The organism is Pseudorhodoferax soli (genome assembly GCF_003337555.1).
In the GTDB taxonomy this organism is placed as follows: domain Bacteria; phylum Pseudomonadota; class Gammaproteobacteria; order Burkholderiales; family Burkholderiaceae_C; genus Pseudorhodoferax; species Pseudorhodoferax soli.
Genome location: NZ_QPJK01000001.1, coordinates 675,453 through 690,789, shown reverse-complemented (window position 1 = coordinate 690,789; position 15,337 = coordinate 675,453). Strand labels below are relative to the sequence as shown.

14 protein-coding genes are annotated in these 15,337 nt (G+C 66.7%); 8 read left to right on the top strand and 6 right to left on the bottom strand.

From position 1 onward, the window contains the following. Positions 1 to 28: 28 nt before the first annotated feature. The 3 genes from DES41_RS03065 to hisC are packed head-to-tail and all read left to right on the top strand — an operon-like array spanning position 29 to position 2,823. A complete protein-coding gene (locus DES41_RS03065; protein ID WP_245965590.1) occupies positions 29 to 730 on the top strand; it encodes a CoA pyrophosphatase in 702 nt (233 codons plus the stop codon). A 33-nt stretch (positions 731 to 763) separates the two neighbouring features. After that, positions 764 to 1,753, top strand: coding sequence for a CobD/CbiB family protein (locus tag DES41_RS03060; RefSeq protein ID WP_114465802.1), 990 nt, complete (start codon positions 764 to 766; stop codon positions 1,751 to 1,753). Further along, positions 1,750 to 2,823 carry a histidinol-phosphate transaminase gene (gene hisC / locus DES41_RS03055; protein WP_114465801.1) on the top strand — a complete coding sequence of 358 codons (1,074 nt, stop codon included), beginning with the start codon at positions 1,750 to 1,752 and terminating at the stop codon, positions 2,821 to 2,823. Before DES41_RS03060 ends, hisC begins: the two co-directional genes overlap by 4 nt. A 3-nt stretch (positions 2,824 to 2,826) precedes the next feature. Here the strand turns inward: hisC and fghA are convergent, their stop codons facing one another. Genes fghA through DES41_RS03025 form a run of 6 tightly spaced genes read right to left on the bottom strand, consistent with a single transcriptional unit; the run spans position 2,827 to position 7,652 of the window. Next, positions 2,827 to 3,660 carry an S-formylglutathione hydrolase gene (gene fghA, locus DES41_RS03050; RefSeq protein ID WP_114465800.1) on the bottom strand — a complete coding sequence of 278 codons (834 nt, stop codon included), beginning with the start codon at positions 3,658 to 3,660 and terminating at the stop codon, positions 2,827 to 2,829. Continuing rightward, positions 3,660 to 4,769 (bottom strand): S-(hydroxymethyl)glutathione dehydrogenase/class III alcohol dehydrogenase, encoded by a 1,110-nt coding sequence (locus DES41_RS03045; protein WP_114465799.1) that lies wholly within the window; start codon positions 4,767 to 4,769, stop codon positions 3,660 to 3,662. The genes fghA and DES41_RS03045 overlap by 1 nt, the downstream gene beginning before the upstream one ends. A gap of 22 nt (positions 4,770 to 4,791) precedes the next feature. Then, complete coding sequence (frmR, locus tag DES41_RS03040; RefSeq protein ID WP_114465798.1) at positions 4,792 to 5,067, bottom strand: formaldehyde-responsive transcriptional repressor FrmR; 276 nt, start codon at positions 5,065 to 5,067, stop codon at positions 4,792 to 4,794. A 32-nt stretch (positions 5,068 to 5,099) separates the two neighbouring features. Further along, a complete protein-coding gene (gene rsgA / locus DES41_RS03035; RefSeq protein ID WP_114465797.1) occupies positions 5,100 to 6,008 on the bottom strand; it encodes a ribosome small subunit-dependent GTPase A in 909 nt (302 codons plus the stop codon). Beyond that, on the bottom strand, positions 6,005 to 6,346 hold the full coding sequence (locus DES41_RS03030; RefSeq protein WP_114465796.1) for a 4a-hydroxytetrahydrobiopterin dehydratase: 342 nt from the start codon (positions 6,344 to 6,346) through the stop codon (positions 6,005 to 6,007). The genes rsgA and DES41_RS03030 overlap by 4 nt, the downstream gene beginning before the upstream one ends. Positions 6,347 to 6,356: 10 nt before the next feature. Continuing rightward, positions 6,357 to 7,652 (bottom strand): M48 family metallopeptidase, encoded by a 1,296-nt coding sequence (locus DES41_RS03025; protein WP_211332882.1) that lies wholly within the window; start codon positions 7,650 to 7,652, stop codon positions 6,357 to 6,359. Positions 7,653 to 7,688: 36 nt separating this feature from the next. Between DES41_RS03025 and orn the strand changes: the two genes are divergently transcribed. The 5 genes from orn to prsR all read left to right on the top strand — a co-directional run bounded on the left by orn (position 7,689) and on the right by prsR (position 15,327). Then, positions 7,689 to 8,273, top strand: coding sequence for an oligoribonuclease (orn, locus tag DES41_RS03020; protein WP_114465795.1), 585 nt, complete (start codon positions 7,689 to 7,691; stop codon positions 8,271 to 8,273). Between the two features lie 220 nt (positions 8,274 to 8,493). Beyond that, positions 8,494 to 10,143: a DEAD/DEAH box helicase gene (locus tag DES41_RS03015; RefSeq protein WP_425466329.1), complete on the top strand. Its 1,650-nt coding sequence runs from the start codon at positions 8,494 to 8,496 to the stop codon at positions 10,141 to 10,143. A 279-nt stretch (positions 10,144 to 10,422) separates the two neighbouring features. Then, positions 10,423 to 11,799 carry a TIGR03013 family XrtA/PEP-CTERM system glycosyltransferase gene (locus DES41_RS03010; RefSeq protein ID WP_114465793.1) on the top strand — a complete coding sequence of 459 codons (1,377 nt, stop codon included), beginning with the start codon at positions 10,423 to 10,425 and terminating at the stop codon, positions 11,797 to 11,799. A 55-nt stretch (positions 11,800 to 11,854) separates the two neighbouring features. Beyond that, positions 11,855 to 13,966, top strand: a complete 2,112-nt coding sequence (gene prsK, locus DES41_RS03005) for an XrtA/PEP-CTERM system histidine kinase PrsK (protein ID WP_114465792.1) — start codon at positions 11,855 to 11,857, stop codon at positions 13,964 to 13,966. Beyond that, positions 13,963 to 15,327: a PEP-CTERM-box response regulator transcription factor gene (prsR, locus tag DES41_RS03000; protein ID WP_114465791.1), complete on the top strand. Its 1,365-nt coding sequence runs from the start codon at positions 13,963 to 13,965 to the stop codon at positions 15,325 to 15,327. Before prsK ends, prsR begins: the two co-directional genes overlap by 4 nt. The last annotated feature ends 10 nt before the right edge of the window (positions 15,328 to 15,337 follow it).

Sequence of the window (15,337 nt, the reverse complement as noted above, 5' to 3'; positions counted from 1 at the left end):
CTGCCGTTCTTCCCAGTTGTGAGTGCCTGTGTCCGATCTGCCGCTGACGCCGCTGTCCAAGATTCCCAACTTCGATCCGCGCCACGCTCCTTCGCTGGGCACGGATGCCCATCTGCCCGCGGTGCCGCTGGCACGCCTGGGCGCAGAGGCACTGCGCGAGCGCTTCCGTTCGCCGCCGGTCTGGGAGCCCGAGGTGCGGGCCGAGCCGCGTTTCACCGACCGCCCGCCGGCCCGCGCGGCCGTGCTGGTGCCTGTCGTGTTGCGCGAGGGCGGCCCCACGCTGCTGCTGACCGAGCGGTCGCTGCAGTTGGCCAACCATTCGGGCCAGGTTGCGTTCCCCGGTGGCCGCGTCGATGCGACCGACGCCGATGCCAATGCCGCCGCGCTGCGCGAGGCGCAGGAGGAGGTCGGGCTGGACCGGTCCCATGTCGAACTCATCGGCGTGTTGTCCAACTACGTGACGGGCACGGCCTTCGTGGTGACGCCCGTGGTGGGGTTGGTGCGGCCGGGCTTTGCGCTGACGCTGAATGCCGGCGAGGTGGCGGCTGCCTTCGAGGTGCCGCTGGCCTTTCTGATGGATCCGGCCAATCACCACCGGCACATGCTGGAGTGGCAAGGCGCACGGCGCGAGTGGTTCTCGATGCCGTTTCGGGACGGCGAGACCGAGCGCTTCATCTGGGGCGCGACCGCCGGCATGCTGCGCAATCTGTACCGCTTTCTGTCGGCGTGAGGCCGTGCGCCCGTCGCCTATGATGGCCGCCCCATGAGCTTCTTCGCCATCTTCTGTGCGCTGCTGCTCGAGCAGGTGCGGCCGCTGGCCCGCGACAACGCCATCCACGGCTGGTTGCGCGCCTGGGTGCGCTGGAGCAGCGACAACTTCGACGCCGGCAAGTCCCTGCACGGCTGGACCAGTTGGGCCCTGGCCGTGCTGCTGCCCACCCTGGCGGCGTTGGCCGTGTACTGGATGCTCGCGCACTGGATCGGCTGGCCCGCCGCCGTGCTGTGGAACGTGGTGGTGCTGTACGGCACGCTGGGCTTTCGGCAGTTCAGCCACCACTTCACCGAGATCCGCAATGCGCTCGATGCTGGCGACGAACTGCAGGCGCGCGAGCACCTCGCGGCCTGGCAGCGCGTGGACGCGAGCGAGCTGCCGCGCCGCGAGATCGTGCGCCATGTGATCGAGTATTCGGTGATCGCTGCGCACCGCCATGTGTTCGGCGTGCTGGTCTGGTTTGCGGTGCTGGCTGCGCTCGGCCTCGGGCCTGCCGGTGCGGTCTTCTACCGGATGGCGGAGTTCGTCTCGCGTTACTGGCGGTACCGCGTCAACCCGCAGAACCAGCCGGCCAGCGCCGCCTTGCAGCAGGTGGCGGGCGCCGCCTGGACCGTCGTCGACTGGCTGCCGGCGCGCGCCACGGCCCTGGGCTTTGCCATCGTCGGCAGTTTCGAGGACGCGATCGACAGCTGGCGCCACCATGCCCAGCAGTTCCCCAACGACAACGACGGCGTGATCCTGGCAGCCACCTCGGGCGCGGTGAACGTGCGCCTGGGTGGCGAGGCGCTCAAGGCCAAGCCGGCGGCCAACGCCTTGCAGCCTTTCGAAGCGGGGCTGCAGCCGCCGCAGGATTCCGCCGCCACGCCGGGGCGCGAGCCCGAGCTCGCGCATCTGCGCAGCGTGGTGGGGCTGGTGTGGCGGACGGTTGTTTTGCTGCTGGGCCTGCTGGCGCTGTTGACCTTGGCGCGCCTCTTGGGATGAGCTTCACGAGCCCACACCTGGCCGCGCTGGTGCCCTATTCACCAGGCGAGCAGCCGGTCATCGAAGGTCTCGTCAAGCTCAACACCAACGAGAACCCGTACCCCCCGTCGCCGCGCGTGCTGGCAGCGATCGAGGGCGCCACGCGTGCGGGCCTGCAGCTCTACCCGGATCCCGAATCCCGCGTGCTGCGCAGCGTCATCGCGCGCCACCATGGCGTGGCGCCCGATCAGGTCTTCGTGGGCAATGGCTCGGACGAGGTGCTGGCACTGGCCTTCGACGCCTTTTTCCGCCATGCGGGCCAGCCGCTGCTGCTGCCCGATGTGAGCTACAGCTTCTACCAATCCGTTTGCCGCTGGCTGGGCGTGGTCGTGCGCCAGTTGCCCGTGGACGATGGGCTGCGCGTAGACCTTGCAGCCTTCGAGGCCACCCGCGGCGAGTCGGTGGCGGGCATGGTCATCGCCAATCCGAATGCACCGACCGGCATCGCGCTGCCGCTGGATGCGCTGGAGCGCCTGGCGCGGATCCATCCGCAGCGCGTGCTGTTGGTCGACGAGGCCTATGTGGATTTCGGCGCCGAGTCGGCCGCTGCGCTGGTGGCGCGGCATCCGAACGTGCTGGTGGTGCAGACATTGTCGAAGTCGCGCGCGCTCGCCGGGCTGCGCGTGGGCTGGGCCATCGGCCAGGCACCGCTGGTCGATGCACTCACGCGCGTGAAGAACAGCTTCAACGCCTATCCGCTGGACCGGCTGGCGCAGGCCGGCGCCATCGCAGCCCTGGAGGATCAGGCTTACTTCGTGCGCCAGCGCGACGCCGTGGTGCACTGCCGCGAAGGCCTGTTGCTGCAGCTGGAAGACCTGGGCTTCACGGTGCTGCCTTCGCAGGCCAACTTCGTGTTCGCGCGGCATCCCGCGCACGACGCCGCGCAGTTGGCCGCGGCGCTGCGGGGCCGAAAGGTCCTGGTGCGCCACTTCGCGCAACCGCGCATCGGCCAGTACCTGCGCATCAGCGTGGGCACGCCTGCGCAGTGCGAACAGCTGCTGCAGGCGCTGGCCGCCTGCCTGCAGGGCTGAGCTTCAGCCGCGCAGCGCCTGCGCGTGGTGGGCGAAGTGCTCACCCAGAAAGCTCGCGATGAAGTAGTAGCTGTGGTCGTAGCCCGGCTGCAGCCGCAGCGTGAGCGGGTGGCCGGCGGCGGTGCAGGCGGCCTGTAGCAGCTCGGGCTGCAGCTGGCCGGCCAGGAATTCGTCGGCGTCGCCCTGGTCGATCAGCAGCGGCAGTCGCTCGCTGGCACTCTTGACCAGTGCGACCGCATCCCAGGCCGCCCAGCCTGCGCGGTCTGCACCCAGGTAGGCCGTGAGCGCCTTCTGCCCCCAGGGCACCTGCGAGGGCGCGACGATGGGCGAGAAGGCCGACACGCTCCGGTAGCGGCCGGGATGGCGTAGGGCCGTGATCAGCGCGCCATGGCCGCCCATGGAGTGGCCGAAGATGCCGCGCGCGGCGGTCGCCAGGAAATGCTGCTCGACCAAGGCCGGCAGTTCGTCCGCCACGTAGTCCTGCATGCGGTAGTGCGCAGCCCAGGGCTCCTGGGTGGCGTTGACATAGAAGCCCGCACCTTGGCCCAGGTCGTAGCCGGGGTGATTGGCCACCGCCTCGCCGCGCGGGCTGGTGTCTGGCGCGACGATGATGAGTCCGTGGCGCGCTGCATGCTCCTGCGCGCCAGCCTTGGTGATGAAGTTCTGCTCGGTGCAGGTCAGGCCCGAGAGCCAGTACAGCACGGGGCAGTGCTCGCCCCGCAGTGCGGCGGGCGGCAGGTAGACACCGAACTTCATCTCGCAGCCCAGCGCTGTGGAGGCGTGTTTCCAGACCTCTTGCCGGCCGCCGAAGCTGGCGTGGCTTTCGACGCGTTCCATCAGTAGTGCACCACCGAGCGGATCGACTTGCCTTCGTGCATGAGGTCGAAGGCTTCGTTGATGTCGGTGAGCGGCATGGTGTGCGTGACAAACGGGGCCAGCTGGATGTCGCCCTTCATCGCGTCCTCGACCATGCCCGGCAACTGGCTGCGGCCCTTGACGCCGCCGAAGGCCGTGCCCAGCCACTTGCGTCCCGTGACCAGCTGGAACGGCCGCGTGGAGATCTCCTGCCCCGCACCGGCCACGCCGATGATGACGGACTGGCCCCAGCCGCGGTGCGCGCATTCCAGCGCCGCGCGCATCACCTTCGTGCTGCCGATGCACTCGAAGGAGTGGTCCACGCCCCAGCCCGTCATCTCGACGATGACCTGCTGGATGGGCTTGTCGAAGTCCTCGGGGTTCACGCAGTCGGTGGCGCCGAAGGTCTTGGCCAGGTCGAACTTGGAAGGGTTCGTGTCGATGGCGATGATGCGGCCGGCCTTGGCCTTCTTCGCGCCCTGCACGACAGCCAGGCCGATGCCGCCCAGGCCGAACACGGCGACCGTGTCGCCTTCCTGCACCTTGGCCGTGTTCCAGACAGCGCCCAGGCCGGTGGTCACTCCGCAGCCCAGCAGGCAGACCTGCTCGGGGTTGGCTTGCGGGTTGATCTTGGCCAGCGAGACTTCGGCGACCACGGTGTACTCGCTGAAGGTGGAGCAACCCATGTAGTGGTAAATCGGCTCGCCGTTGTAGGAGAAGCGCGTGGTGCCGTCTGGCATCACGCCCTTGCCCTGCGTGGCGCGCACGGACACGCACAGGTTGGTCTTGCCGCTCTTGCAGAACAGGCATTCGCCGCATTCGGCCGTGTACAGCGGGATCACGTGGTCACCAGGCTTCACGCTGGTGACGCCTTCGCCGACCTCGACCACGATGCCTGCGCCCTCGTGGCCCAGCACCGCCGGGAACAAGCCTTCGGGGTCGTCGCCCGACAGCGTGAAGGCATCGGTGTGGCAGACGCCGGTGTGGGTGATCTTGACCAGCACTTCGCCCTTTTGCGGCGGGGCGACATCGATCTCGACGATCTGCAGCGGTTCTCCGGCCTTGAAGGCGACGGCGGCGCGGGATTTCATGGGTGTTTCTCCTGGGAGGGGGTTAGCGGAGGTAGGTGCGGACCAGGGTGGTCATGTCCTGCACGCGCTGGGCATGGCGCGCGTCGCCGGTGTCGGGCGTGCCGAACTCCTCACGGATGTGGGACTCCAGCACCTCGGCCATGAGGCCGTTGACGGCACCGCGGATGGCTGCCAGCTGCTGCAGCACGGGGCCGCAATGGGCGCCGGCCTCGAGCGCGCGCTCGAGCGCATCGGCCTGGCCGCGGATGCGGCGCACGCGCAGCAGGGCCTTCTTCTTCTCGGCGGGGGAGTGCGGCATGGCGCCGCACTATACCCCAGGGGAGTATCGGATCAGTAGCGCGGCGGCTGACTCAATTCGGCGAACAGGTCGGCGTAGATGGCATGGCGGCGTGGCGCGATGTCGCCGCCTTCTCCCACAGCGGCCAGCACTGCGCAGCCCGGTTCGTGCAGGTGCGTGCAGTTGTAGAAGCGGCACTGGTCCGCATGCGCTGCGATGTCGGGCATCAGCGTGGCGAGCTGGCGCGGCGCAATCTGGTGCAGGCCGAATTCCTGGAAGCCAGGCGAGTCGATCACCGCCGTCGTGCGCGTTGCATCGGTCCAATACCAGGTGGTGCTGGTCGTGGTGTGCTTGCCCGACTTGAGTGCGTACGAGATTTCCTGCGTGAGCACCGCGGCACCGGGCACGAGCTGGTTGATCAACGTGCTCTTGCCGGCGCCCGAGGGCCCCAGCACCAGCGTGGCCTTGCCCTGCAGCAGCGGCGCCAACTCGGCAGAGCCCTCGGCGCGCAGGCTGGCCGTGTGCACGCCGTAGCCCATGGCGCGGTAGGGCGTCAGGCGCTGCGAGGCACGCGCGAAGGGTTCGGGCAGGTCGCGCTTGTTGAGCACGACCAGCGGCGCGATGTGCGCTGCCTCGGCCGCGATCAGCACGCGTGCGAGCTGGTGTTCGGAGGGCTCGGGTTCGGCCGCGATCAGCACCAGCACCTGGTCGAGGTTGGCCGCGAAGGACTTGGTGCGGATCTCGTCCTGCCGGTACAGCAGGTTGCGGCGCGGCTCGACGGCTTCGATGCTGCCTTCCTCGCCCTGGCCGGTCGGAGGCGACGACCAGCGCACCCTGTCGCCGACCACGGCCTGGCTTTTCTTGCCGCGTGGGTGGCAGATGCGCCGGCTGCCATCGTCGGCTTCGACAAGACAGTGCCGCCCGTGTGCGGCGACGACCAGACCGGTGGGCAGGGCGCTCAAACTTCAGCCTGCAGCAGCGCGTCGAAGCGCGCGGCGCAATCGAAGTCGGTTTCGGAGATGCCGTGCACGTCGTGCGTGTTCAGCGCCACCACGCAATGGTCGTAGCGCACCAACAGTTCGGGATGGTGGTCTTGTACGTGGGCGACGAAGGCGACGGCGTTCACGAAGGCCATGGTCTCGTGGTAATTGGCGAAGCGGTAGGTCTTCTCGATCGCTACGTTCTCGCCGTCGCCGCGCAGCGTCCAGCCCTGCAGCTGGGCCAGCCGGGTCACGATGTCGGTGGGCTTGAGCGCGCGGCGCGGCGTGGTCGCCCAGTCCTTCTTTGGCAATGTGCTCATGCGGTGCTCCTCAGGAGGCGGGCTGCAGTCGGGCCAGCCGTTCCGAGGCTGGTGGGTGGGAGTAGTAGAACTTCACGAACACGGGGTCGGGCGTCAGCGTGCTGGCGTTGTCCTCATAGAGCTTGAGCAGTGCGGCCGACAGGTCGGCGCCGCTGGTTTGCGCCACGGCGAAGGCATCGGCCTGGAACTCATGGCGGCGCGACAACTGTGCCGACAGCGGCGCCACGAAGAAGCTGAACACCGGCATCGCCAGCATGAACAGCAGCAGCGCCAGCGCGTCGTTGGGGGCGGGGCGGCCGTCGGGCAGCAGGGCCATGAAGGGGTGCACGCCCAGGCCTGTGTAGAACCAGGTCTGGCCCGAGAGCCAGCCCAGCAGCGCGAAGCCGGCCAGGCTCAGCGCGAACATCATGACGATGCGCTGCACGATGTGCTTGTGCTTGAAGTGGCCGAGTTCGTGCGCGAGCACGGCGTCGACCTGGCGCTGCGACAGCCGGGCCAGCAGCGTGTCGTAGAAGACCACGCGCTTGGCAGCGCCGAAACCCGTGAAGTAAGCGTTGCCGTGCGCGCTCCGGCGGCTGCCGTCCATCACGTACAAGCCCTTGGCGGCAAAGCCGCAGCGCTGCATGAGCGCGGTAACACTGGCCTTCAGGCTTTCGTCCTCGAGCGGTTTGAACTTGTTGAAGAGCGGCGCGATGAAGCTCGGGTAGACCATCAGCAGCACGAGGTTGAAGCCCATCCACGCCGCCCAGGCCCACAGCCACCAGCGCTGGCCAGCCGCGCCCATGAGCCACAGGATCAGCGCTGCAATCGGCAGGCCGATCAGCGCGCCGACCAGCGCCGACTTGAGCAGGTCGGCCAGCCAGAGCCGGCCAGTCATCTTGTTGAAGCCGAAGCGTTGCTCGATGCCGAAGGTCTGGTACAGCGAGAACGGCAGTTCCAGCAGGCCGCCGATCACCGCGAACGCGGCCAGCAGCGCCAACTGCTGCAGCATGCCGGCTCCCAGGGCACGCAACAGCAACTCGTTCAGCAGGTTCAGGCCGCCCAGCAGCGTCCATGCCAGCAGAACGGCTGCGCCGAAAGCCATGTCGAGCAGGCCGAATCGCGTCTTGGCGATGGTGTAGTCGGCGGCCTTGCGGTGCGCCTCGGGCGTGATGGTGCCGGCGAACGCGGAGGGCACAGCGTCGCGGTGGAGCGCCACATGGCGGATCTGGCGGCTGGCCAGCCAAAACTTGACCAGGAGGCCGAGCACGAGGGCGACCGCGAATGCCGCGGTGAAAAGGTCCGCAGCGGACAGGTCAGGGGGCATAGCCGGGCAGTGTAGGCCATCGGCGAGAATGGTTGCATGGACCCGACGAACACCATTTCCACCCCCGTCCTGCTGGGAAAATCCGACAAGAACCTGGTCTGGCTGGACTGCGAGATGACCGGCCTGGACCCCGAAGTCGAGCGCCTGATCGAAATCGCCGTGGTGGTGACGGGCCCGGATCTGCAGCCGCGCGTGGAAGGGCCGGTGCTGGTGATTCACCAGTCGGACGAGCAGCTGGACAAGATGGACGCCTGGAACAAGGGTACGCATGGCCGCAGCGGCCTGATCGACAAGGTACGGGCATCCACCGTGACCGAAGCGCAGGCCGAGGCCGAACTGCTGGCCTTCCTCGCGCGCTACGTGCCCAAGAACGTGGTGCCCATGTGCGGCAACAGCATCGGCCAGGACCGGCGCTTCCTGGTCAAGTACATGCCGAAACTGGAGGCCTTTTTCCATTACCGCAACCTGGACGTCAGCACCCTCAAGGAGCTGGCCAAGCGATGGAAGCCCGCGGTCTACAGCGGCTTCAAGAAGGCGCAGAAGCACACCGCACTGGCCGACGTGCACGAGTCGATCGACGAATTGGTGCATTACCGCACGCACTTCTTGCGCATGGATTGACAGGACATGCCATAATCGATGGCTTCGGCAAAGTCGCTTGACTGCGCCGATCCTGTGCATCTCCCCTCACACTCTCGGCTCTGGATCGTTGCATCCTGCATAAGCCGCCAACGCCCAGCGTTCAGCTCGGTGTTGTTTCGTTTGAAGGTGGATGTTTGTTCCACCGACAACGAGCCTTGCACCGCCAAGCAGCGCGGCGCATTGCACGTGTGAGAAATTCATGACCGACTCTTTTGAAGACCGGGCAGCTTTGCCCATGCCCGCCCACGACAACGCTTTCGTCGAAGGCGACTCCTCCTCTTCTCCCGTCGCCGCTGCGCCGGTGAATGTTTCCGCCTTTGCCGCCCTGGGCTTGGCCGAGCCGCTGTTGCGTGCCGTCGCCGACATGGGCTACACCCAGCCTACGACCGTGCAACTGCAGACCGTTCCGATGGCCATGGGCGACATCGCCGGCTTCAACGACCTGATGGTCTCCAGCCAGACGGGCAGCGGCAAGACCGCAGCATTCCTGCTGCCTGTGCTGCACACCTTGATCCGCCAGCAGGAGGCCGACGAGGCGGCAGAGCGTGCAGAACGCGAACGCCTGGCCGCCGAGGCTGTGGCGCGCGGTGAAACCTCACCCAAGAAGCCGCGCCGCAAGGATCCGACCAACCCGCGCCACTTCAAGGCTGCTGAGCCGGGTGCACTGATTCTGTGCCCCACGCGTGAACTGGCGCAACAGGTCGCGCACGACGCCATCGAACTGGTCAAGCATTGCCGCGGCCTGCGCGTCGCCAACGTGGTGGGCGGCATGCCCTACGCACTGCAGATTGCCAAGCTGCAGAACGCCAACCTGGTCGTCGCCACGCCGGGCCGCCTGTTGGACCTGCAGCGCTCGATGCAGCTCAAGCTCGACAAGGTGCGTTTCCTGGTGGTCGACGAGGCCGACCGTATGCTGGACCTGGGCTTTGCCGATGATCTGGCCGCGGTCAACGATCTGACGGCCCAGCGCCAGCAGACCATGATGTTCAGCGCCACCTTCGCGCCGCGCATCCAGCAACTGGCCATGCGCGTGATGCGCGAACCCAAGCGCGTGCAGATCGATTCGCCGCAGGAAAAGCACCAGAACATCCGCCAAGTGCTGTTCTGGGCCGACAACGCCCAGCACAAGCGGGCGCTTCTGGACCACTGGCTGCGCGATGCCAGCATCGAGCAGGCCATCGTGTTCGCCAGCACCCAGATCGAGTGCGACGGCTTGGCCAACGACCTGCAACAGGCGGGGTTCTCGGCCGTGGCCCTGCACGGCGCGCTGAGCCAGGGCCTGCGCAACCGCCGCCTGATGGCGCTGCGCAATGGCCAGGTGCAGATTCTCGTGGCCACCGACGTGGCGGCGCGCGGCATCGACGTGCCGGCCATCACGCACGTGTTCAACTTCGGCCTGCCGATGAAGGCAGAGGATTACACGCACCGCATCGGCCGTACCGGCCGCGCAGGACGTGACGGCTTGGCTGTGACCTTTGCCGAGTTCCGCGACCGCCGCCGCATCCAGGACATCGAGCATTTCACGCGCCAGCCGTTCAAGGCTGAGGTCATTCCCGGCATGGAGCCGCGCGAGCGTGCGCCCGAGCCGCGCAAGCCCGCCTTCGGCCGTGGCGGTCCGCGTGGCAATGAGCCGCGCAACCGGGGTTTCGGTGGCCCACGTGGCGGTCAGCACGACCGCGCCGGGTTCGGTACCTGGCAGGGCGGCGACCACGGCGGTTTTGGCAGCCAGGCACGGCCTGCGCCGCGTGCTGACGGCGCCCGCACTGGCGGCGCTCCGCGCCCCTCCGGTGGCGGCAAAGTGTTCGTGCCTTTTGACGCCAAAAGGCGTCCGCACAAAGCGTCGCGCTAGTCCGACAAGGAGAAGGCAGGCCGCATCTGATGCCGTGCCGGCCTCCTACAATCGTCCGGAGATTTGTGGGTTTTTGCGCAGATTCCGCTCAAATTGGGGAGCAATCGTTGCGCCCGTGGCTGGATCGCGGCTGCCCTGCATCTGTTGGCACGTACAGTTGTGGTTGGCGGGCTCTGTCTTTTACCGGGAACGGCATCGGATGATTCGACTTCGACGTAACAACACCAATGGGGGGCGCTCCCTGATTGCTCCTGGCGCTTGGGCCGAGGGTCGCGGCGCATGATCAAGTTGTTCAACCACTACCTGCATCGGCGTACGGTGTTGCAGGTGGTTCTTGATTTCGTCTTGATCCTGGCCGCCGTGTTCGCCGAATTGCTGTGGCGCCGCGCGGAGTGGCCGACGATGGTGCCGGTGTTGGGCTACACCGCATTGTTGGCCACTGGCATGCTGGTCATCAACGGCAGCATGGGCTTCTACCAGCGTGTGCATGGCCGTTCTCTCAACCAATCGCGCGCGCGCGCGGCGCTGGCGCTGCTGCTGGCGGTCCCCGTCACCTATGCTGTTTTCGGCTCGGTGCCCCTGGGCATCGACGGGCGCCAGTCACTGGCCCTGGCCGCCATGGTCGGCCTGCTGGTCGTGCTGGCGCACCGTGTCGATGCAGCCCATTCCGGCGCACAGTCTGCGCTGCGGCACCGTGTGCTGGTGTTCGGCACCGGCCCCCGCGCCGCGTTGGTGGGACGGGCGCTCAAGAAAGACGACCCGCATGTGGACGTGGTGGGGTACTACGCCAGTCCGAACGAATCTGAGGCCGAGGTATCCGCCTGGGGCATCCTGTCCAAGAACAAGTCGCTGACCGACACGGCGCTGGAGCTCGAAGTCGACGAAATCGTCGTGGCCCTGGTCGAACGTCGCGGCGGCAGCATGCCTTTGCGCGAACTGCTGGACTGTAAGCTGCACGGCGTGCGCGTGACCGACATGGCAACGCATTTCGAGAAGACCAAAGGCCAGATCCGGCTCGACTCGGTGTCCGCCGGCTGGCTGGTCTTTGGCGAGGGTTTCAGCCAGGGCGGGCTGCGCACCGCAGTCAAGCGCATGTTCGACATCGCTTGCGCGCTGCTGCTGATCGGCATCACTGCGCCGGTGATGCTGGTCACCGCGCTGGTCATCAGGCTGGAAAGCCGCGGGCCCGTGTTCTACCGCCAGGAACGGGTAGGCTTCAACGGCCGGCTGTTCAATGTCGTGAAGTTCCGCAGCATGCGCATCGACGCGGAAAAGGATGGGCCGCAGTTCGCAGCCGCCAAGGACAGTCGCGTGACGCGCGTGGGTGGCTTCATCCGCAAGGTGCGCATCGACGAGCTGCCGCAGCTGTTCTCCGTCTTGAATGGCGACATGAGCCTGGTGGGGCCCCGCCCCGAGCGGCCATTCTTCGTCGATCAACTGACGCGCGAGATTCCCTACTATGCGGTCCGCCAGAGCGTCAAGCCGGGCGTGACCGGCTGGGCCCAGGTGCGTTACCACTACGGTGCCTCGCTGGAGGACTCGGCGGAAAAGCTGCAGTACGACCTGTACTATGTCAAGAACCACTCCCTTTTCCTCGACCTCGTGATCCTGTTCGAGACCGTCGGGGTGGTATTGATGGCCAAGGGCGCGCGCTGAGCATGCCGGCGCCTGGTGTGGCGCAGGACTGCTCGCGCCCGGAGTAGGGAGGCGCGTGGACAGTCCCAACATCCTGCTGAGCGTCTGGGGGTATGCCTTCACCGGGCTGGCCTTCAGTGCATTCGCCGTGGCGTTGGCGCGGCAGCGCACCCTGTGGGCGGCGCGAGAGGTCTCTCCTGGGCTGCTGCTCGGGGCGGTCGTCGCCTCCACGGTGTGGGCCTTCCTCGTGCTGGCTGCCCTGCTCAGCGCGTCGTCCTGGCTGGTCGACCTCAGCCTGCTTGCCGATTGCCTGCGCTATGCGTGCTGGATTGGTTTTCTGCTGCTGCTGTGGCGGCCCGAGCGGCCAGGTTGGCTGGTCCAGCGCTTCGGCTGGGCGGGCGTGGTTGCGGCGCTGCTGGTCGGCGGCACGGTGGTTGTGCGGGTAAAGAACCTGCTGGACGGCAATGCCGCGGCCGTGGTTGGCCAGTGGCAACTGCTGGGCGCGATGGCACTTCCGGTCTTTGCGCTGTTCTTGTTGGAGCAGGTGTACCGCAACGTGGCCGACGACGTGCGCTGGAGCCTCAAGCCCCTGTGTCTGGCCCTGGCCGGAACTTTCCTGTTCGACCTGTACGTGTTCTCGCAGGCGGTCTTGTTCAACCGACCAGACCTGGACGCGATGAGCGTGCGCGGCCTGTTGCATGCGGTGCTGGTGCCGCTGATGTGGCTGTCGATGAGCGGGCGCAGCGACTGGGTCGGCAAGGTGCGTGTCTCGCGCACGGCCATCTTCCATTCGGCCACGCTGGTGCTTGCCGGCGCCTACCTGATCTTCATCTCCGCCGTTGGCTACTACGTGCGCTACTTCGGTGGCGACTGGGGCCGGGCGCTGCAGCTGGCGCTGGTGTCCGTGGCCTCGGTCGGCATGATGGTGCTGCTGATGTCGGGTACCGTGCGCTCGCGTCTGCGGGTCACGCTGGGCAAGCACTTCTTTCGCTACCGCTACGACTACCGCGAGGAGTGGCTGCGTTTCACCCAGACCCTGTCGAACGACCGCTCGCCGCTGGCTGTGGGCCAACGTGTAATCCGTGGGCTGGCCGACATGCTGGAGAGTCCAGCCGGCTTGCTGTGGCTGCGTAGTCCGGGCGAAGGCTCGTTGCGCTGTGCGTCGACCTGGAACATGCCTGCGTCCAAGGACAAGGAGGAGGCCGACTCCGCGTTCTGCCGCTTCCTGTTGCAAAGCGGCTGGGTCATCAACCTGCAGGAGTACCGGTCCTTCCCGCAACGCTACGGTGATCTCGCGCTGCCGGCCTGGCTGCACGAGGTGCGGCAGGCCTGGCTCATCGTGCCGCTGACCGTGGGCGACGAGCTGACGGGCTTCGTCGTGCTGGCCAGCGCGCGTGCCGATGTGGACGTCAACTGGGAGGTCAATGACCTGCTGAAGACCGCCGGCCGGCAGGCAGCCAGCTTCCTGGCCCAGATGCAGGCCACCGAAGCCTTGCTGGAAGTGCGCAAGTTCGATGCCTTCAACAAGATGTCGGCCTTCGTGGTGCACGACCTCAAGAACATCGTGACCCAGTTGTCCCTGATGATGAAGAACGCCAAGCGCTTGCAGGGCAACCCGGAGTTTCAGCAGGACATGCTCATGACTGTTGAAAATTCTTTGGACAAGATGCGACAGCTGATGCTTCAATTGCGCGAGGGTGCCAAGCCGACCGGTACCGTGCACGGTGTGGCGCTGGCTGGCATCGCCCAGCGCATCGCCCGCGTGGCCGACAGCCGCGGCCGGCAATTGGAGCTTGACCTGGACGACGAGCCGGTCGCCCGAGGGCAGGATGAGCGGCTCGAACGCATCATCGGCCACATGGTTCAGAACGCCTTCGATGCCACCGACCCTTCGGGCCGTGTCTGGCTCAAGCTTGGACGAGAAGCCGGCATGGCGTTGGTCGAGGTCGGGGACACCGGGCGCGGCATGTCCGAGGAGTTCGTTCGCGAGCGCCTCTTCAAGCCCTTTCAGACCACCAAGCAAGCGGGCATGGGCATTGGCGCCTATGAGAGTTATCAATATGTGCAGGAGTTGGGCGGGAAAATCCGGGTGGACAGCGAACTTGGCCGCGGATCGGTGATCAAGATGCTGTTGCCACTGTTCGATGCCCATTCGACATCCGTCCTGCAGCCTTTGGAGAACGCATGAGCTCGGAAAAAATGCGCGCGCTGTTGATCGTCGAAGACGACCCGGCGCTGCAGAAGCAGATCAAGTGGTCACTGGACCGCTTCGAGTCGGTGACGGCACTGGACCGCGAGTCCGCGTTGGTGCAGATGCGCCGCCACACGCCGGCAGTCGTCACCATGGACCTGGGGCTGCCGCCAGATGCTGACTCCGTCAGCGAGGGCTTCAAGCTGCTCGAGCAAATCCTGGCCGTGGAGCCGGACACCAAGGTCATCGTCCTGACGGGGCAGAACGACCAGGCCAATGCCCTGCGCGCCGTGGCCATGGGCGCCTACGACTTCATGCCCAAGCCGTTCGATCCGGACGTGCTGAACCTGACGGTGGACCGCGCCTTCCGCCTGTTCGAGCTGCAAAAGGAGAACCGCCGGCTGCGCTCCATGCAGCAGCCCGATGCGCTCGGTGGCTTGATCACGCGCGATCCGGAAATGCTGCGCATCTGCCGCACCATCGAGAAGGTGGCCAACAGCACGGCGACCGTCATGCTGCTGGGCGAGAGCGGAACCGGCAAGGAGGTCTTGGCCAAGGGCCTGCACCAGGCCTCGCCACGTCGCAACGGCAAGTTTGTTGCCATCAATTGCGCCGCGATTCCGGAGAACCTGCTCGAGAGCGAACTTTTCGGCTACGAGAAGGGCGCCTTCACGGGCGCGGCCAAGACCACGGTCGGCAAGATCGAGACGGCCAACGGCGGCACATTGATGCTCGACGAGATCGGCGATCTGCCGTTCAGCCTGCAGGCCAAACTGTTGCGCTTCCTGCAGGAGCGCACCATCGAGCGCGTGGGCGGCCGCCAGGAGATTCCGGTGGATGTGCGCATCGTCTGCGCCACCCACCAGGACCTCAAGGCGCTGAGCAAGGAAAACCGCTTCCGAGAAGACCTGTACTACCGGCTCGCGGAGATCGTCGTCAACATCCCGCCGTTGCGCGCCCGTGTCGGCGATGCCGCGCTGCTGGCCCATGCCTTCGTGCGCCGCTTCGCACAGGAGCAGAACCGCGGCACGGTGAGCCTTGGCGAGGAGGCCATCCGTGCCATCGAGGTGCACGCCTGGCCCGGCAACATCCGCGAACTGGAAAATTGCATCAAGCGCGCGGTCATCATGGCCGACGGCAACCAGATCGTGCGGGACGACATCGGCCTGGTGGCGCCGGATGCTCCGGATGGTCTGGACCCTGCGCTCGACCTGCGCGCCGTGCGCGATGCCGCCGAGCGCACCGCCATCATCGCGGCACTGGGCCGGGTCAACGGCAACATCGTCAAGGCCGCTGAGCTGCTCGGTGTCAGCCGGCCCACGCTGTACGACCTCATGCACCGCTTGGGCTTGAAGTAAGCCTGCCTTC

What these genes read in the sequence shown, in the direction of transcription:
- DES41_RS03025 (WP_211332882.1), bottom strand. Translation starts at nt 7,652, where the DNA reads ATGCCCCCTGACCTGTCCGCTGCGGACCTTTTCACCGCGGCATTCGCG.
- fghA (WP_114465800.1), bottom strand. Translation starts at nt 3,660, where the DNA reads ATGGAACGCGTCGAAAGCCACGCCAGCTTCGGCGGCCGGCAAGAGGTC.
- DES41_RS03015 (WP_425466329.1), top strand. Translation starts at nt 8,494, where the DNA reads ATGACCGACTCTTTTGAAGACCGGGCAGCTTTGCCCATGCCCGCCCAC.
- DES41_RS03010 (WP_114465793.1), top strand. Translation starts at nt 10,423, where the DNA reads ATGATCAAGTTGTTCAACCACTACCTGCATCGGCGTACGGTGTTGCAG.
- hisC (WP_114465801.1), top strand. Translation starts at nt 1,750, where the DNA reads ATGAGCTTCACGAGCCCACACCTGGCCGCGCTGGTGCCCTATTCACCA.
- prsR (WP_114465791.1), top strand. Translation starts at nt 13,963, where the DNA reads ATGAGCTCGGAAAAAATGCGCGCGCTGTTGATCGTCGAAGACGACCCG.
- DES41_RS03030 (WP_114465796.1), bottom strand. Translation starts at nt 6,346, where the DNA reads ATGAGCACATTGCCAAAGAAGGACTGGGCGACCACGCCGCGCCGCGCG.
- DES41_RS03060 (WP_114465802.1), top strand. Translation starts at nt 764, where the DNA reads ATGAGCTTCTTCGCCATCTTCTGTGCGCTGCTGCTCGAGCAGGTGCGG.
- orn (WP_114465795.1), top strand. Translation starts at nt 7,689, where the DNA reads ATGGACCCGACGAACACCATTTCCACCCCCGTCCTGCTGGGAAAATCC.
- DES41_RS03045 (WP_114465799.1), bottom strand. Translation starts at nt 4,769, where the DNA reads ATGAAATCCCGCGCCGCCGTCGCCTTCAAGGCCGGAGAACCGCTGCAG.
- frmR (WP_114465798.1), bottom strand. Translation starts at nt 5,067, where the DNA reads ATGCCGCACTCCCCCGCCGAGAAGAAGAAGGCCCTGCTGCGCGTGCGC.